The sequence below is a fragment of the Candidatus Symbiopectobacterium sp. NZEC151 genome (assembly GCF_025962655.1).
Taxonomy (GTDB): domain Bacteria; phylum Pseudomonadota; class Gammaproteobacteria; order Enterobacterales; family Enterobacteriaceae; genus Symbiopectobacterium.
Map to the genome: position 1 here is coordinate 1 of NZ_JAGFPE010000012.1, position 16,129 is coordinate 16,129.

A 16,129-nucleotide genomic window follows, 5' to 3' on the forward strand; every position below is an offset into this window, starting at 1 on the left:
CCACATCTACCGTGGCGCGGGAGGCGTATATTACGCTGCACCGCTGAAAAGTCAACGTTAATTTTTCAATTTCGCGTTCGGCTTTCCTGTTTTACTTCTTACCGTTACCACAACCGCGTGTCGCTGTTGCCGTGTCAGTGGAGGCGCAGTATAGGGATTTCCGCGCAGCCTGCAATAGGTATTTTGAATAAAATTGACTGTTTGCTGAATTCCACAGCAAAACCCCGCTTTATACCCACTTTTGCACAATGTTATCCACAAATGAGATTCTCCCTAAAATTAGACGAGCATCACGCAAACGTTTTCGCTACAATTCTCCCGCGCAAAATTACCGCACAAGAACAGAATAGGAATGCGGTTTTATCCAGATAAAGGATAAAAACAGCAAAACTGCATTCATATACTGTTCTTTTATGCCTATCCAAAGCCAAGGGATACATCACCATGTCACAACCTCGTCCTATCCGCCGCGCTTTACTCAGCGTTTCTGACAAAGCCGGTATTGTCGAATTTGCTCAGGCGCTTTCTCAACGTGGCGTGGAGCTGCTATCCACTGGCGGTACTGCCCGCCTGTTGGCTGATGCGGGCTTACCCGTCACTGAAGTGTCCGACTACACGGGCTTCCCAGAGATGATGGATGGTCGCGTTAAAACCCTGCACCCGAAAGTACACGGCGGGATCCTGGGTCGTCGCGGCACGGATGACGCCATCATGGCAGAACATGACATCAGCCCCATCGATATGGTGGTGGTAAACCTGTATCCCTTCGCGCAAACGGTGGCTCGCCCCGATTGCTCACTGGCTGATGCCGTCGAGAATATCGATATTGGCGGCCCGACCATGGTGCGTTCCGCCGCCAAGAACCATAACGATGTCGCCATCGTAGTAAAAAGCAGTGACTACACTGACATCATCAATGAAATGGATGGCAATGCGCACTCTCTGACGTTGGAAACCCGCTTCAATCTGGCGATTAAAGCCTTTGAACATACCGCGGCCTACGACAGCATGATCGCCAACTACTTTGGCACCATGGTTCCTCCTTACCACGGTGAGACAGAGAAGCCGGCCGGCCACTTCCCGCGTACGCTGAACCTGAACTTCATCAAGAAGCAGGATATGCGTTACGGCGAGAACAGCCACCAGCAGGCCGCCTTCTATATAGAAGAGACGCTGAAAGAGGCCTCGGTTGCGACAGCAGAACAGTTGCAGGGCAAAGCGCTGTCTTACAACAACATTGCCGACACCGATGCGGCGTTGGAGTGCGTAAAAGAGTTCGCCGAACCGGCCTGCGTTATCGTGAAACACGCCAACCCCTGTGGCGTGGCTATTGGCGAGTCGATTCTGGCGGCCTACGAGCGCGCCTACAAAACCGACCCCACCTCTGCGTTTGGCGGCATCATCGCGTTTAACCGCGAACTGGACGAAGCCACCGCGCAAGCGATCATCAGCCGTCAGTTTGTGGAAGTGATCATCGCCCCCTCAGCCAGTGCAGCGGCATTGAAAGTGACAGCGGCAAAACAGAACGTGCGTGTCCTTACTTGCGGTCAGTGGCAGCAACGCGTTTCCGGGTTGGATTTCAAACGCGTCAACGGTGGCCTGCTGGTGCAGGACCGCGATCTGGGCATGGTTGATGCGAGTCAACTGCGCGTTGTCACTGAGCGTCAACCGACAGAAACCGAACTGCGCGATGCACTGTTCTGCTGGAAAGTCGCGAAGTTCGTCAAATCCAATGCCATCGTCTATGCCCGTGATAATATGACGGTCGGCATCGGTGCAGGACAAATGAGCCGCGTCTATTCCGCAAAAATCGCGGGTATTAAAGCCGGTGACGAAGGATTGCAAGTTGAAGGCTCCGTGATGGCTTCCGATGCGTTCTTCCCGTTCCGTGACGGTATCGATGCCGCCGCCGCCGTTGGCATTACCTGTGTGATTCAGCCGGGGGGTTCCATTCGTGATGACGAGGTTATCACCGCCGCCAACGAACACGGCATTGCCATGATCTTCACCGACATGCGCCATTTCCGCCACTAATTCAGGATATGACACAGATGAACATTTTAATCATTGGTAATGGCGGGCGCGAACACGCGCTGGCGTGGAAAGCCGCCCAGTCGCCGCTGGCAGATAATGTGTATGTCGCGCCCGGTAATGCGGGTACGGCACGCGAACCTGCGCTGCACAACGTGGCGATCTCCGCTACCGATATTCCGGCGCTGGTTGCTTTTGCCCAGGAAAAACAGATTGGTTTAACCATCGTCGGTCCGGAAGCACCGCTGGTGATTGGCGTGGTTGATGCTTTCCGCGCCGCGGGCCTGACGATTTTTGGCCCAACGCAGGCCGCAGCGCAGTTGGAAGGTTCCAAGGCCTTTACCAAAGATTTCCTGGCGCGTCAGCAGATCCCCACCGCGTTCTATCAGAATTTCACCGAGGTTGAGCCTGCACTGGCCTATGTGCGCAAGCACGGCGCGCCTATCGTTGTAAAGGCTGACGGCCTGGCGGCGGGCAAAGGCGTTATCGTTGCCATGACGCAGGAAGAAGCGGAAAACGCGGTTCAGGATATGCTGGCGGGCAATGCATTTGGCGATGCCGGACACCGCATCGTCATCGAAGAGTTTCTGGAAGGGGAAGAGGCCAGCTTTATCGTCATGGTCGATGGCGATAACGTATTGCCCATGGCCACCAGCCAGGACCACAAACGTGTGGGCGATAAAGACACCGGCCCGAACACCGGCGGTATGGGCGCATACTCTCCTGCCCCGGTGGTGACCGATGAGATTCACCAGCGCGTGATGGATCAGGTGATTTGGCCGACAGTGCGCGGCATGAAGGCGGAAGGAAATACCTACACCGGCTTCCTGTATGCCGGGTTGATGATCGATGACGCGGGCCAACCGAAGGTGATCGAATTCAACTGCCGTTTTGGCGATCCGGAAACGCAACCGATCATGATGCGCCTGCGCTCCGATCTGGTGGAGATGTGTCTGGCGGGCTGTGAAGGCAAACTGGATCAGACAACGTCGGTCTGGGATGAGCGCCCGGCGTTAGGCGTGGTGATCGCGGCGGGCGGTTACCCCGGCGACTACGCTTCCGGCGATGTCATCAGCGGCTTACCGCAGCAAGAAGCGGAAGACAGCAAGGTGTTCCAGGCTGGCACCGCACTGCGTGGCGATGACGTAGTGACCAGCGGTGGACGCGTGCTGTGCGTGACCGCCTTGGGTCGCACTGTCGCACTGGCGCAGCAGAACGCGTATCAGGTTGCCAAAGATATCCGCTGGAACGGCAGTTTCTACCGCAATGATATCGGCTATCGCGCTATTGCTCGTGAGCAGAAGCAGTAATGATAGGTAGTTCGTCGTCCTCGGCGTAGGCCGGGGACCTCTGATAGGAAGAACGCCCCTCGTCGTCCTCGGCGAAAGCCGGGGACCCCTGACAGAAAGAACGCGTTAAGCCTGTAGGAGATTCCCGCCTGTGCGGGAATGACAGGTAGTGGGCGGGAATGGCAGAGGTTTGTGGGAATGACGGATGGATTTCACCCTACTCACTGGCAAAGGGCTTCCACTGACACAAATCTTCCTCAGCGACCAGCAGCAGTTGCGTTCCCGCAGGGGCATCCAACCACGCCACGCGCTGCGTGACGTCAGGACGATGCTGTCGCTGTTCCGCAATCCATCTCAGCGAGAGCCTATCAAAATCAGGGCTGACATTTTGCCCCTCACAAGTCAGCACGCGATTGCCCTGTAGCATCCCCTGACGCAGTTTCACACTGCCAGTGCGCAACACCTCGCTGAGTTCCAGCACCCGCTTGGCATCAAACTGAAACAGCGCAATCTCGTCTTCAGAAACGCTTTCACGCCGATCGTCGAGTTGCCGTTGCATAAAGCTCACTGTCCCGTCGTCAGCAAAACGAAGATGGAGACTTTCAGGATGGGCACCGCGATAACTGCGCTTTATTTCACGCAGGTGGTCCTGAACAAACAGGTAGCGCGTTTCCACCCCGTGGCGATCGGGCCACAGGTTATCATCCTGCAACGCATTGGAGAGCGTCACCAACTGCGTGCTGTTCTGTTGGCTGTCATCCTTGCGCCACACGCGCACCACCGCACGATCGCCAACATAGCCGGTGGCGAAGGTCGTTGGCGGTGGCGAATGGCTGGAACAGGCAGTGAGCAATCCGGCAAGAGCCACCGTGCCCAACCTGCGCCACAAAAGCAAAAGGGGCGCTAACGCCCCTTTGCTTGAATCCTTCACTGACATTCGCTTATTTAACAGCGTCTTTCAGTGCTTTGCCCGCGACAAATGCCGGGACATTCGCCGCAGCGATTTTGATTTCTTTACCCGTTTGCGGGTTGCGGCCAGTGCGCTCGTTACGATGGTTCACTTTAAACGTACCAAAACCCACTAATTGTACTGCATCGCCTGCTTTCAGAGACTCAGTTACCGCGGCCAGAGTGGCTTCTAACGCTGTTTTAGCCTGAGCCTTGGACAGGTCAGCTTTGTCTGCAATCACATCAATCAGTTGAGTCTTATTCATAAGTTATCCTTACAGTGTGTTTATCGCTTGCTTAGCATCGAGTGCGACGGATATGCTCAAAAGCACTCTCCTGCATACACGCACCGACAGCCACTTTTTTTACGCCCCCCAAATGTAGACCAGACAGGGGGCGGATGTGAAGCCCTTCAACTTGTCATTTAGGGCCTTAAATCACGTTTTATCGCCTTATTGACCTAAATTTATGCCAATATTGCTGCTCCCCGCTTCCCGCAGGTCGGCACGCAGCCCTTTAATCAATTCCAAATCACGCTCTTCACACGCCGCCAGCAACCGAAAAATCTCCCACTGAATGTCCCATTCTTCTTCGATCGCGGGCAGCGTGTAGAGTTCTTCGTCCGTCATTTCACGGCCGGCTTGCGTCATTTCCAGCATCGCTACCGTGCGAATGGAGGTCTCGCTAATGGCAATCGCATGCTCGAGCGTGGCACCACTCAGTTGCGAATGCAGCAGTTCACCCAATGCAATGCACGCGTCAATGGCCGGATAGACACCGTATAAATCGTAATCATCGGCGGAGGGAATGGCGTCCTCCCATTTCTCCAACTGGCTGTCGAAATTGACCTTGGCCTCTTTCACCACCAGCACTTCCCACACCAGGTCGAGGATGCGGCGATACAGTTGCGCATCACCAAACTCGGTCTGGCGACAAAATTCATAATAGTTCGGATACATCCGCTCGCAAAGGCAAGCCATAAAAGTCACGTGCTGCCAGCTTTCCAGCTTCTCCAGCCGCAGGTGAATCGGATTACGTAACATCGTCGACGCTCATTATTTTTAATGGCAGGCAGTGTACCTGAAAATTTTGCCTTGCCCTATGCCTGAATTCTTAAACTTACCGCATCCCGCCTGCGTTACTGTGGATTTTCTCGCAGCCAGCGTTGAAAGGCCGGCCGCTGTGAGGCAACGGCGTCCGCCCAACGCGTAGGTTCGGGTAAACGGTAGCCCTGCTGGCAGCGTTTTACCCACATCAGTGCGCTGTTCAGGCTCACCCGATGGCCGGTGGAGATAAACAGCGGATTACAGCGCGCCTTGCTGCGCCACACCCAGCCAATCTGTTCGTCATGGTCCATCAGCGCGCTTTGGCTGCCGGGCGCATCAGAAAGCGGAGCAATCTGACCGCACAGCCGTTTTTTAGCCACGCCAATGGTCGGGACATCCACCAATAACCCAAAATGGCTGGCAACGCCCAATCGCCTGGGGTGCGAAATGCCGTGACCGTCAACGAACAGCAACTCAGGCTTTTGCGCCAGTTGTTGCCAGGCAGCCAACAGGCCAGGACACTCACGAAAAGAGAGCAACCCCGGCACATAGGGCATGACCGTCGGGATACGGGCAATCTGGTACTCAACCAACTGAAGTGAAGGGTAGTGCAATATCGCGATCGCCGCACGCGTCACCGCGCCCTCTTGCTCGAATCCGACATCAGCCCCGCCGATAAACGTGGGCTCGACAAAGGGCAGGCTGTCAACACGCACAATGTCCTGCGCCCGCCGTTTCTGTTCCGCCTTCAATGCTTGCGTATCCATCAGCCTACTCCTTAAGGCACCTTCAATCCTGATGATGGCGATTATTGATGGAACGGGCGCGACAACCGGTGCACCGCATCAACAAACGCACCGGCATGTTCCGGTGGCACATCCTGATGAATCCCGTGCCCCAAATTGAACACGTGACCCTCCCCCGGACCGAACGCGGTTAAAATCGTCTCAACCTCTTGCTCAATACGCGCTGGCGACGCATAGAGCATTGAAGGGTCCATATTGCCTTGCAGCGCCACCGTGTCCCCAACCCGCGCGCGCGCCTCAGCAATATCCGTGGTCCAGTCCAGACCCAGCGCATCGCACCCCGTCGCAGCCATCGCTTCCAGCCATTGCCCGCCGCCTTTGGTAAACAGCGTTACCGGTACGCGCCGACCCTCATGCTCACGCAGCAGGCCATCCACGATTTTGTGCATGTAGTGCAGTGAAAACTCACGGTAATCGCGACCGCTCAGCGCGCCGCCCCAGGTATCGAAAATCATCACCGATTGGGCACCGGCCTTGATCTGCGCATTGAGGTAGAGAATCACGCTGTCAGCCAGCTTATCCAGCAGCAGGTGGAGCGTCTGCGGCTCGGCAAACAGCATTTTCTTGATAACCGTAAACGCTTTACTGCTGCCGCCTTCCACCATATAGGTTGCCAGCGTCCAGGGACTGCCGGAAAAACCGATCAATGGCACCGCACCGGCCAGTTCGCGGCGAATGGTGCGAACCGCATCCATCACGTAGCCCAGTTCCTGCTCGGGATCGGGAATGGGCAAGCGCGCCACATCCGCAGCGGTTCGCACCGGATGGGCAAAACGCGGCCCTTCCCCGGTTTCAAAATAGAGCCCCAATCCCATGGCATCCGGCACGGTGAGAATATCGGAAAACAGGATGGCGGCATCCAGCGCATAGCGCCGAAGCGGTTGCAGCGTGACTTCGCAAGCCAGCTCTGGATTTTTGCACAGCGACATAAAATCACCGGCTTGAGCGCGCGTCGCTTTGTACTCCGGCAGATAGCGGCCGGCCTGGCGCATCATCCACACCGGCGTCACGTCAACGGGCTGGCGCAGTAGCGCGCGCAGATAGCGATCATTTTTCAGGTCTGGCATGCGGTGTCCTTTTGTCATCCTGAGAGAGGGTCAAAACGCGATAACGAAACGAGTGGCGCGAAGTGTAGCACGCCAGCGGCGCTATTCCTGCCCATCGCGGCACAGTACCACGGTGTCTTCAATCAAACGTCGCGCGACCGTACCCGGCGGCGGGAGAATCGGCAGTTGATCGTAGCGGAACCAGCCCGCATCTCTGAGTTCTTTGGGATCGTGGCGCAGATCGCCGTCGGCATACTCGGCCATAAACGCCATCATCAGCGAATGCGGGAACGGCCACGGCTGCGAGCTGATGTAGCGCAGATTTTTAATACGAATGTTGCTCTCTTCCATCACCTCGCGGGCAACCGCTTGCTCGAGCGTTTCGCCCACTTCCACGAACCCCGCCAGCACGGTATACATATTACCGCGGTGGCGTTGATGCTGCGCCAGCAAGATCTCCTCACCGCGCCGGATCGCCACGATCACGCACGGGGCGATTTGCGGGTAATAACGCTCTTTACACTGCGGGCACAAGCAGGCCAGTTCCGTTTTGCTGTGCACCATTTTCTGCCCGCAATAGCCGCAAAACTGATGCGAGCGATAGAATTCGACCAGTTGCACACCGCGCCCTGCCAGTTGAAACAGCGCCACGTCTTCATCCAGCAGTTGGCGCACGGAGTCCATCTGCGAGGTTTTCTGGTGACTGACCAACCACACGCACTCGCCCTGCCACTCCCCTATCTGGCGTCCAACAATGCCTTCCAATCCGCACTGCGCCGCCGTGCCATGCGGGAGTTTCCCTTCGGGCAGCCACACTTGATTATCATGGCTGACCACCCACCATCCATGCTCATCACCTTTTAATGTTTGTTCCATATCTTTTCTATTGCTCCACAGACACTTCACTGGCATTTTAACTGTCAGGGATATGGCAGAATTTCATCGTCACCGATTGTTCTTTCTTATCAATGCACGGAGTCAACAATGTTAAACCAATTACAAAGTCTGACTGAGTACGTTGGTGGCAATAATGCGTTAATCGACCAATGGCTACAAGCGCGCAAGCAACTTCTGGTTGCCTATTACCATCTGGTCGGCATTAAGCCAAACAAAGATAAACACACCCCGCTCGATGAGCAGGCCTTGGATGATTTTTGCCACAACCTTGTGGACTATCTTTCCGCCTGCCATTTCCATGTTTATGAGCGCATCCTGCAAGAGGCGGTTGCACTGAGCGATCAAAAGCTGGCGCAAACGCACCGTCTGGCGCTGGCGTTGCAGGCCAACACCCAATTCATTATGGATTTCTACGACAGTAGTCTGGCGACCGCCATCGATCACGACAACTGCATTGAGTTTCAGCAAGCGCTGTCGAGCGTCGGCGAAGCCATGGCGGAACGCTTTGCACTGGAAGATCGCCTGATTCGTCTGGCGATTGATAAAGAATAACGCCATCGCCCCACCTTACATTTTGACAGTGTCTCTCAGACGTCCTAAAGTGTTAGCGTTTTATTAACCTCATGGTAATGGGGTTATTGCTTGGTAAACAGCCTCTGAGCTGACTATCGGGCGTATCTTGTCGGAGTGCCTAGCGTGTTTATGTGATACATAAACCGCAGGCTGAGACCGTTTATTCGGGATCCGCGGAACCTGATCAGGTTAAAACCTGCGAAGGGAACAAGAGTAATCCACTCTGTTTTGTCACCGTTGTCATCGCCATGTTGTTACCGGCATAGCGCGTAAAATCGGGGCAAGGCAACCATAATTACTCCCTGCGAGCTCCAGACAAGCATTTTTCCTTAACCATAATCAGGAACATGCTATGTCTCAATCACCCGCTACAACGCCTAAAACCCCGTCTGGCCGTCGCGAAAAGCGCGAAGCAGCCGAGGCATTTATTCATAATCTGCGCGGCACTGCCTTTCCTAACTCCACGCGCATCTACCTTGCCGGGTCGCGCAGCGATATCCGCGTGCCGATGCGGGAAATCGCCCTCAGCCCAACGCTGGTGGGTGGTGGCAAAGATAACCCTCACTATGAACCTAACGAAGCCGTGCCGGTGTATGACACCGCGGGGCCGTATGGCGATCCCGATGCGCGGCCGGACGTGCGTACTGGGCTGGCGAAACTGCGTGCTGACTGGATTGCAGAACGTAGCGATACCGAGCCGCTCTCCGGCGTCAGCTCCCGTTTTACCCAGCAGCGACTGGCGGATGCCGGGTTGGATCACCTGCGCTTTGAACAGTTGCCGCAGCCCAAACGCGCCCAGTCGGGCAAGTGCGTCACGCAATTGCACTATGCGCGCCAAGGGATCGTCACGCCGGAAATGGAGTTTATCGCCATCCGCGAAAACATGGGACGCGAGCGCATTCGCAGTGAAGTGTTGCGCCACCAGCATCCGGGACAAAGCTTTGGCGCGATCCTGCCGGACAACATCACCCCGGAATTTGTGCGTCAGGAAGTCGCCGCAGGCCGTGCCATCATCCCGTCCAACATCAATCACCCTGAATCTGAACCGATGATTATCGGGCGCAATTTTCTGGTCAAGGTGAACGCCAATATCGGCAACTCAGCGGTCACCTCATCTATCGAAGAAGAGGTGGAAAAGCTGGTCTGGTCTACGCTGTGGGGGGCCGATACGGTGATGGATCTCTCCACCGGACGCTATATTCACGAAACCCGTGAATGGATCCTGCGCAACAGCCCGGTGCCGATTGGTACCGTTCCCATTTATCAGGCGCTGGAGAAGGTCAACGGCATAGCGGAAAACCTCACGTGGGAAATGTTCCGCGATACATTGCTCGAACAGGCTGAACAAGGGGTGGATTACTTCACCATTCATGCGGGTGTGCTGCTGCGCTATGTGCCGATGACCGCACAGCGTCTGACCGGCATTGTATCGCGCGGCGGTTCCATCATGGCGAAGTGGTGCCTGTCGCATCATCAGGAGAATTTCCTCTACGTCCACTTCCGTGAAATCTGTGAGATTTGTGCCGCCTACGACGTTGCCCTGTCGCTGGGCGATGGCTTGCGTCCCGGCTCCATTCAGGATGCCAACGATCAGGCGCAGTTTGCCGAACTGCATACCCTGGGCGAGCTGACCAAAATCGCCTGGGAGTATGACGTGCAGGTAATGATTGAAGGGCCGGGACATGTGCCGATGCAGATGATTCGCCGCAACATGACCGAAGAGCTGGAGCACTGCCACGAAGCGCCGTTCTATACCCTGGGGCCGCTGACCACCGATATCGCCCCCGGTTATGACCATTTCACCTCCGGTATCGGGGCCGCGATGATTGGCTGGTTCGGTTGCGCCATGCTCTGCTACGTCACGCCGAAAGAACACCTCGGGCTGCCCAACAAAGAGGATGTGAAGCAGGGGCTTATCACCTACAAGATCGCCGCGCATGCGGCCGATCTGGCGAAAGGGCATCCCGGCGCGCAGATCCGCGATAACGCCATGTCCAAAGCACGCTTTGAGTTTCGTTGGGAAGACCAGTTCAATCTGGCGCTCGATCCGACCACCGCGCGCGCCTATCACGATGAAACCCTGCCGCAAGAATCAGGCAAAGTCGCACATTTCTGTTCCATGTGCGGGCCCAAATTCTGTTCGATGAAAATTTCGCAGGAAGTGCGTGAGTACGCGGCGAAAAATCCGGTCCCCGCCCTGGAAGCGCAGCCGATTGAAGTCGGCATGGCAGAGATGTCGGCCCAGTTTCGTGCACGCGGCAGCGAGCTCTACCACAGTGCCACGACGCTGCTCGGGGAGGAAACCAAATGAATCCGGCATTCCCCGCGACCGCGCCACGGCTCGGGCTTTACCCGGTAGTGGACCGCGTGACCTGGATCGAGCGCCTGCTCAGCGCTGGCGTAAAAACCATCCAGTTACGCATCAAGGATAAAACCGCAGCACAGGCCGAGGCCGCCATCATGCAGGCCATCGCGCTCGGGCAGGATTATCAGGCTCGCTTGTTTATTAACGATTTTTGGCAACTGGCCGTCAAGCATCGGGCATACGGCGTGCACTTGGGTCAGGAGGATCTGGATACCGCCGATCTGCATACGATCCGTGATGCGGGGCTGCGCTTGGGTATTTCAACCCACGACGACGTGGAACTGGCACGCGCCGTGGCACTCAAGCCGTCGTATATCGCCCTCGGGCATATCTTCCCGACGCAAACCAAAGAGATGCCCTCCGCGCCGCAGGGGGTGAGCGAATTGAAGCGTCACATTGATGCGCTGCAAGGGCGTTTCCCTACCGTAGCCATCGGTGGCATCAGCATTGACCGCGTACCGAGCGTGCTGGCAACCGGCGTCGGCAGCATTGCGGTGGTCAGCGCGATAACGCAGGCCGCCGACTGGCGTCAGGCAACTGCCACATTGCTCAGCCTGATTGAACATCAGGAGGCCTCCGATGCATAACGATCCGGTACTGAGCGATCAAGAGTTCTTGCGCTACAGCCGTCAATTGCTGCTGGAAGACATCGGCCCGGAAGGGCAAGAAAAGCTGAAGAAATCCCGCGTACTGCTGGTCGGCATGGGTGGGCTAGGCGCACCCGCCGCGCTCTACCTCGCCGCCGCGGGGGTTGGTACCTTGACGATCGCCGATGATGACCAACTGCATATCTCCAATCTGCAACGGCAGATCCTCTATCGCACGCAGGATATTTCTCGCCCCAAGGCCACGCTCGCCAAGCAGCAACTCTTGGCGCTCAACCCGTTAACCGAGGTGGTGACGCTCACCGAGCGTCTGGCGGGAGCGGCATTACACCACGCGGTGCAACAGGCCGATCTGGTGCTGGATTGCAGCGACAACATGGTCACACGCCACGCGGTTAATGCCGCTTGCGTTCAGCAGCACACGCCGTTGGTCAGCGGCAGTGCGGTGGGCTTTAGCGGACAGTTGCTGGTGCTAACGCCCCCCTACGCGCACGGCTGTTACGCCTGTCTCTACCCGGAAGCGACGGAACCACAACGCAACTGCCGCACCGCCGGTGTACTCGGCCCGGTGGTCGGGGTCATCGGCACGCTTCAGGCACTGGAAGCCATCAAACTACTGGCGGGGTTGCCTTCGGCACTCAGCGGCAAGCTGCGCCTGTTTGATGGCAAGCAACAGAGCTGGCAAACCTTTCAGTTAAGCCGCTCGACGCGCTGTCCGGTCTGTAAGGATATCGCGGCATGAACATTACGCTGAACGACACCCCGATGGCGTGCGATGAGGCCATCACGGTGGAAACCCTGCTGGCGGGGTTGGATCGCTTACAGCCCGGCACCGCGCTGGCGATAAACCAGACCATTGTGCCGCGTGACGAATGGGCGACACGACCCGTTTGCTCAGGCGACGATATTCTTCTTTTTCAGGCTATCGCAGGGGGTTGATATGTTGCAGATTGCCGATACACGTTTTTCTTCCCGGTTATTAACCGGAACGGGTAAATTCGCCACTGCCGAGCTGATGCACGCGGCGTTGCAGGCATCGGGTTCTCAGTTAGTCACGCTGGCCATGAAGCGCGTTGACCTGAAAACCGGTAATGACGCCATTTTCGCGCCGCTCAAGCAGCTAGGTGTGAAACTGCTGCCCAACACCTCAGGGGCGAAAACCGCAGATGAAGCGGTGTTCGCCGCACGGTTGGCGCGCGAAGCGCTGGGCACGCACTGGCTCAAACTGGAAATTCATCCCGACGCCAAATACCTGTTGCCCGACCCAATCGAAACCCTGCGCGCCGCTGAGCGCCTGGTTAAAGAGGGTTTTGTGGTGTTGCCCTACTGCGGCGCGGACCCGGTGCTGTGCAAACGGCTGGAAGAGGTGGGTTGCGCCGCCGTGATGCCGCTGGGCGCGCCCATCGGCTCCAATCAGGGGCTGCAAACGCGCGATTTCCTGCGCATCATTATCGAGCAAGCCACGGTGCCGGTGGTGGTTGACGCAGGCATTGGTGCACCCAGCCACGCCACCGAGGCGCTGGAGATGGGGGCCGATGCGGTGCTGGTTAACACGGCGATTGCCGTGGCACGCGATCCGGTACAGATGGCTCACGCCTTTCGTTTAGCGGTAGACGCGGGCGAACGGGCACGTCAGGCCGGATTAGGCCAACGCCAGTTCGTGGCAAGCGCCACCAGCCCGCTGACCGGCTTTCTTCAGCAGATAACGCCGGAGGCGCAATCATGACCCGCGCGTTTCGCACCCGCTGGGAGCAGCTCGATTGGGATGGCATCACCCTCGACATCAATAGCAAAACCGCACGCGATGTGGAACGGGCACTGACGTCGACCACGCTCTCCCGTGACGATATGATGGCGCTGCTTTCCCCGGCAGCGCTGCACTGTCTGGAGCCGTTGGCCGCGCGGGCTCAGCAGCTTACCCGGCAACGTTTTGGCAATACCGTGGGTTTTTATGTTCCGCTCTATCTGTCGAACCTGTGTGCCAATGACTGCACCTACTGTGGTTTCTCCATGAGCAACCACATCAAGCGCAAAACCTTGAACCAAGAGGAAATCCTGCGCGAGATTGCCGCCATCAAAGCGCTGGGGTTTGATAACCTGCTGCTGGTCACGGGAGAACATCAACGTAAAGTCGGCATGGCGTATTTTCGCGACATGTTGCCCCTGATTCGGCCACACTTCAGTGCGCTGATGATGGAAGTGCAGCCGATGGCGCAAGAGGATTATGCGGAGCTAAAAACGCTGGGGCTGGACGGCGTCATGGTCTATCAGGAAACCTACCATCCTGTGACCTATCAGCAACATCACCTGCGCGGCAACAAACAGGATTTCCATTGGCGCCTGGAGACACCGGATCGTTTGGGCCGCGCCGGGATCGACAAGATCGGGCTCGGTGCATTGATCGGCTTATCGGACAGTTGGCGCACCGACTGCTATATGGTGGCGGAGCATCTGCTGTATTTGCAGCAAACCTACTGGCAGAGCCGTTACTCCATCTCCTTTCCGCGTCTGCGGCCCTGTGCAGGCGGCATCACACCGGCGTCGATAATGGACGAAGCGCAGTTACTGCAAGTGATTTGCGCATTCCGATTGCTGGCTCCCGAGGTGGAGTTGTCGCTATCTACCCGAGAATCGCCCTATTTTCGCGATAACGTGGTGCCTATTGCTATCAACAGCGTCAGCGCATTTTCCAAAACGCAGCCTGGGGGCTACGCAGAGGATCGTTCCGAATTGGAGCAGTTTGCCCCCCATGATAATCGCCGCCCGGAGGCCGTCGCACAGGCAATCACGCAGGCTGGGCTGCAACCGGTATGGAAAGACTGGGATGGGTATTTGGGAAGGCAGTCGCATCATCGACATAATGCGGGATAAAGGGGCGAAACGTGCCATTATCGGACGATAAAACGGCCAGATCATGCACCCTCTGTTTATCTTTCACTACGTAAAGTGATGCTGTTGACGACCTCGATTCGCCAACCGAAACCGGATTGTTTCATTCGGTTTCGCCCCCTCTGCCGATACAGGGTGGCCCTATCGCCCTGTATCGGTCCTTCTTCGGCACGCGCTTAGTGGCCGCTCAACGTATCTTCATGCAGCAGGTGTTCCGCCTGCTCCCCAATCACGCGTAGCATCTGCTGCATTTCATCGGTTAACGGCAGACCGTAGTGCACGCGCATACAGTTGCGATATTTACCCGACGCAGAGAACAACGATCCGGAGGCTATCTGGATACCGGACTGGCGCAGCAGGCTGTTGAGTCGCAACGTATCGAAGGTTTCCGGAAACTCAATCCACATCATAAACCCGCCCTGCGGTCGGCTAACGCAAATCCCGCAGGGAAAATAGCGCCGCACCCAGCAGGTGAACGTATCAAGATTGCTTTTGTAGTAGGCGCGCATCCGGCGTACATGGGGCTGATAGTGGCCCTGACGAATAAACTCCGCCACGGCTAACTGGGTATGGGTAACGGCATAGCCTGTGCTGGTGTATTTGGTGTGCAGCACGCGTTCCAGATAGCGTCCGGGAGCAATCCATCCCACACGCAGTCCCGGTGCCAAACTTTTGGAAAATGAGCTGCACAGCAGCACTCTGCCATCGTTATCAAAGGATTTGATGGTGCGTGGCCGCGGATACTCGTAAGCCAGCTCACCGTAAGCGTCATCTTCAATGATGGCAATATCAAACTGTTGTGCCAGCACGATCAGCGCCTTCTTACGCGCATCCGGCATATAAAAGCCGAGTGGATTATTGCAGCTTGGCACCAGCATAACGGCTTTAATCGGCCACTGTTCCAGCGCCAACTGCAAGGCTTCCAGGCTGATGCCCGTCACAGCATCGGTGGGAATTTCCACTACCTTGATCCCCAAACCACGCAGCGTTTGCAGCGTACCGGGAAAGGTGGGTGACTCCACCGCCACAATATCCCCTTCTCGACACAGGGAACGTAATGCGGTGAACAACGCCTCCTGACAGCCGGTGGTGATCACGATATCTTCTGCCGACAGTTGGCAATTACTGTCCAGCGCCAATCGCGCAATTTGCTCACGCAGTTCCGGCGCGCCATACATATTGCCGTAATTCAATATTCGCACGTCTTGTCGCTGACAAAAGCGCGTCAGGGATTTCCATAAGGGTTTAATCGAAGACTGGCTGACATCCGGCCCGCCGCCACCCAGGTTGTACAGGTTACGCTCCGGGTTGGGGTTAAACAGCTCACGCACCGAGTCCCATTGGCTGATTTCTACCGGGCGCTGCACCGGGCGGGTTAACCCCGGCACCGGCGGGTGCGCTTTGCGCGGCGCAACGTAATAGCCAGAGCGGGGCTGCGGCAAAATAAGCTGTTGGGATTCCAGCACATGGTAGGCCTGCTGTACGGTGCTGATGCTCACACCGTGTTCCTGACTGAGCGTGCGCACGGAGGGCAGACGCTCACCGTTTTGGTACAACCCCTGCTCAATGCGTTGCGCCAAAAGCGCCGCGAGATGCTGGTAACGCGTCATAAGTATCCTTGCTGCGCCGTGCGT

At 56.8% G+C, this 16,129-nt stretch carries 16 protein-coding genes and 1 riboswitch; of the genes, 9 read left to right on the forward strand and 7 right to left on the reverse strand.

The genetic code is table 11. The annotated features are described in order from the left end of the window. The first annotated feature begins 444 nt into the window (after window positions 1-444). Window positions 445-2,034 (forward strand): bifunctional phosphoribosylaminoimidazolecarboxamide formyltransferase/IMP cyclohydrolase, encoded by a 1,590-nt coding sequence (purH, locus tag J5067_RS22900; protein ID WP_264646051.1) that lies wholly within the window; start codon window positions 445-447, stop codon window positions 2,032-2,034. A gap of 17 nt (window positions 2,035-2,051) precedes the next feature. Next, on the forward strand, window positions 2,052-3,341 hold the full coding sequence (purD, locus tag J5067_RS22905) for a phosphoribosylamine--glycine ligase (RefSeq protein WP_264652093.1): 1,290 nt from the start codon (window positions 2,052-2,054) through the stop codon (window positions 3,339-3,341). 196 nt (window positions 3,342-3,537) lie between these two features. On the opposite strand, the gene J5067_RS22910 is transcribed toward purD, so the two are convergent. From J5067_RS22910 to nudC, 6 genes are all read right to left on the reverse strand, one after another. Continuing rightward, window positions 3,538-4,188: a DUF1481 domain-containing protein gene (locus J5067_RS22910; protein ID WP_319802407.1), complete on the reverse strand. Its 651-nt coding sequence runs from the start codon at window positions 4,186-4,188 to the stop codon at window positions 3,538-3,540. A gap of 73 nt (window positions 4,189-4,261) precedes the next feature. Next, window positions 4,262-4,534 carry a nucleoid-associated protein HU-alpha gene (gene hupA, locus J5067_RS22915; RefSeq protein WP_195316323.1) on the reverse strand — a complete coding sequence of 91 codons (273 nt, stop codon included), beginning with the start codon at window positions 4,532-4,534 and terminating at the stop codon, window positions 4,262-4,264. Window positions 4,535-4,720: 186 nt separating this feature from the next. Beyond that, window positions 4,721-5,311: a YjaG family protein gene (locus J5067_RS22920; protein WP_264646054.1), complete on the reverse strand. Its 591-nt coding sequence runs from the start codon at window positions 5,309-5,311 to the stop codon at window positions 4,721-4,723. A 95-nt stretch (window positions 5,312-5,406) separates the two neighbouring features. Beyond that, window positions 5,407-6,081, reverse strand: a complete 675-nt coding sequence (gene nfi / locus J5067_RS22925; RefSeq protein ID WP_264646055.1) for a deoxyribonuclease V — start codon at window positions 6,079-6,081, stop codon at window positions 5,407-5,409. Between the two features lie 41 nt (window positions 6,082-6,122). Further along, window positions 6,123-7,187: a uroporphyrinogen decarboxylase gene (hemE, locus tag J5067_RS22930; RefSeq protein ID WP_264652095.1), complete on the reverse strand. Its 1,065-nt coding sequence runs from the start codon at window positions 7,185-7,187 to the stop codon at window positions 6,123-6,125. Between the two features lie 81 nt (window positions 7,188-7,268). Continuing rightward, entirely contained in the window at window positions 7,269-8,042 is a 774-nt protein-coding gene (gene nudC / locus J5067_RS22935) for an NAD(+) diphosphatase (RefSeq protein ID WP_264646057.1), read from the reverse strand. Window positions 8,043-8,150: 108 nt separating this feature from the next. Here nudC and rsd point away from each other — a divergent pair, with 108 nt between their 5' ends. The 7 genes from rsd (at window position 8,151) to thiH (ending at window position 14,477) form a co-directional block, all read left to right on the forward strand. Further along, entirely contained in the window at window positions 8,151-8,615 is a 465-nt protein-coding gene (gene rsd / locus J5067_RS22940; protein WP_264652096.1) for a sigma D regulator, read from the forward strand. Between the two features lie 121 nt (window positions 8,616-8,736). Then, window positions 8,737-8,860: riboswitch (TPP riboswitch) on the forward strand. Between the two features lie 128 nt (window positions 8,861-8,988). Then, entirely contained in the window at window positions 8,989-10,947 is a 1,959-nt protein-coding gene (gene thiC, locus J5067_RS22945; RefSeq protein WP_264652097.1) for a phosphomethylpyrimidine synthase ThiC, read from the forward strand. Continuing rightward, the gene (gene thiE, locus J5067_RS22950; RefSeq protein ID WP_264652098.1) at window positions 10,944-11,588 is read left to right on the forward strand and encodes a thiamine phosphate synthase; all 645 of its coding nucleotides are present in this window, start codon (window positions 10,944-10,946) and stop codon (window positions 11,586-11,588) included. Before thiC ends, thiE begins: the two co-directional genes overlap by 4 nt. Next, a complete protein-coding gene (locus J5067_RS22955) occupies window positions 11,581-12,348 on the forward strand; it encodes a HesA/MoeB/ThiF family protein (RefSeq protein ID WP_264652099.1) in 768 nt (255 codons plus the stop codon). Before thiE ends, J5067_RS22955 begins: the two co-directional genes overlap by 8 nt. Then, entirely contained in the window at window positions 12,345-12,545 is a 201-nt protein-coding gene (gene thiS, locus J5067_RS22960) for a sulfur carrier protein ThiS (RefSeq protein ID WP_264646062.1), read from the forward strand. Before J5067_RS22955 ends, thiS begins: the two co-directional genes overlap by 4 nt. Window position 12,546: 1 nt before the next feature. Further along, entirely contained in the window at window positions 12,547-13,332 is a 786-nt protein-coding gene (locus J5067_RS22965) for a thiazole synthase (RefSeq protein WP_264646063.1), read from the forward strand. Then, window positions 13,329-14,477: a 2-iminoacetate synthase ThiH gene (gene thiH, locus J5067_RS22970; protein ID WP_264652100.1), complete on the forward strand. Its 1,149-nt coding sequence runs from the start codon at window positions 13,329-13,331 to the stop codon at window positions 14,475-14,477. The genes J5067_RS22965 and thiH overlap by 4 nt, the downstream gene beginning before the upstream one ends. 194 nt (window positions 14,478-14,671) lie before the next feature. On the opposite strand, the gene J5067_RS22975 is transcribed toward thiH, so the two are convergent. Further along, the gene (locus J5067_RS22975) at window positions 14,672-16,105 is read right to left on the reverse strand and encodes a PLP-dependent aminotransferase family protein (protein WP_264646065.1); all 1,434 of its coding nucleotides are present in this window, start codon (window positions 16,103-16,105) and stop codon (window positions 14,672-14,674) included. Between the last annotated feature and the right edge of the window lie 24 nt (window positions 16,106-16,129).

Excerpts from the sequence above, each read along its gene's own strand:
- hemE (WP_264652095.1), bottom strand. The coding sequence starts at position 7,187 with ATGCCAGACCTGAAAAATGATCGCTATCTGCGCGCGCTACTGCGCCAG.
- J5067_RS22955 (WP_264652099.1), top strand. The coding sequence starts at position 11,581 with ATGCATAACGATCCGGTACTGAGCGATCAAGAGTTCTTGCGCTACAGC.
- purD (WP_264652093.1), top strand. The coding sequence starts at position 2,052 with ATGAACATTTTAATCATTGGTAATGGCGGGCGCGAACACGCGCTGGCG.
- thiH (WP_264652100.1), top strand. The coding sequence starts at position 13,329 with ATGACCCGCGCGTTTCGCACCCGCTGGGAGCAGCTCGATTGGGATGGC.
- rsd (WP_264652096.1), top strand. The coding sequence starts at position 8,151 with ATGTTAAACCAATTACAAAGTCTGACTGAGTACGTTGGTGGCAATAAT.
- purH (WP_264646051.1), top strand. The coding sequence starts at position 445 with ATGTCACAACCTCGTCCTATCCGCCGCGCTTTACTCAGCGTTTCTGAC.
- hupA (WP_195316323.1), bottom strand. The coding sequence starts at position 4,534 with ATGAATAAGACTCAACTGATTGATGTGATTGCAGACAAAGCTGACCTG.
- J5067_RS22965 (WP_264646063.1), top strand. The coding sequence starts at position 12,547 with ATGTTGCAGATTGCCGATACACGTTTTTCTTCCCGGTTATTAACCGGA.
- nudC (WP_264646057.1), bottom strand. The coding sequence starts at position 8,042 with ATGGAACAAACATTAAAAGGTGATGAGCATGGATGGTGGGTGGTCAGC.
- J5067_RS22975 (WP_264646065.1), bottom strand. The coding sequence starts at position 16,105 with ATGACGCGTTACCAGCATCTCGCGGCGCTTTTGGCGCAACGCATTGAG.
- thiS (WP_264646062.1), top strand. The coding sequence starts at position 12,345 with ATGAACATTACGCTGAACGACACCCCGATGGCGTGCGATGAGGCCATC.
- nfi (WP_264646055.1), bottom strand. The coding sequence starts at position 6,081 with ATGGATACGCAAGCATTGAAGGCGGAACAGAAACGGCGGGCGCAGGAC.
- J5067_RS22920 (WP_264646054.1), bottom strand. The coding sequence starts at position 5,311 with ATGTTACGTAATCCGATTCACCTGCGGCTGGAGAAGCTGGAAAGCTGG.
- thiC (WP_264652097.1), top strand. The coding sequence starts at position 8,989 with ATGTCTCAATCACCCGCTACAACGCCTAAAACCCCGTCTGGCCGTCGC.
- thiE (WP_264652098.1), top strand. The coding sequence starts at position 10,944 with ATGAATCCGGCATTCCCCGCGACCGCGCCACGGCTCGGGCTTTACCCG.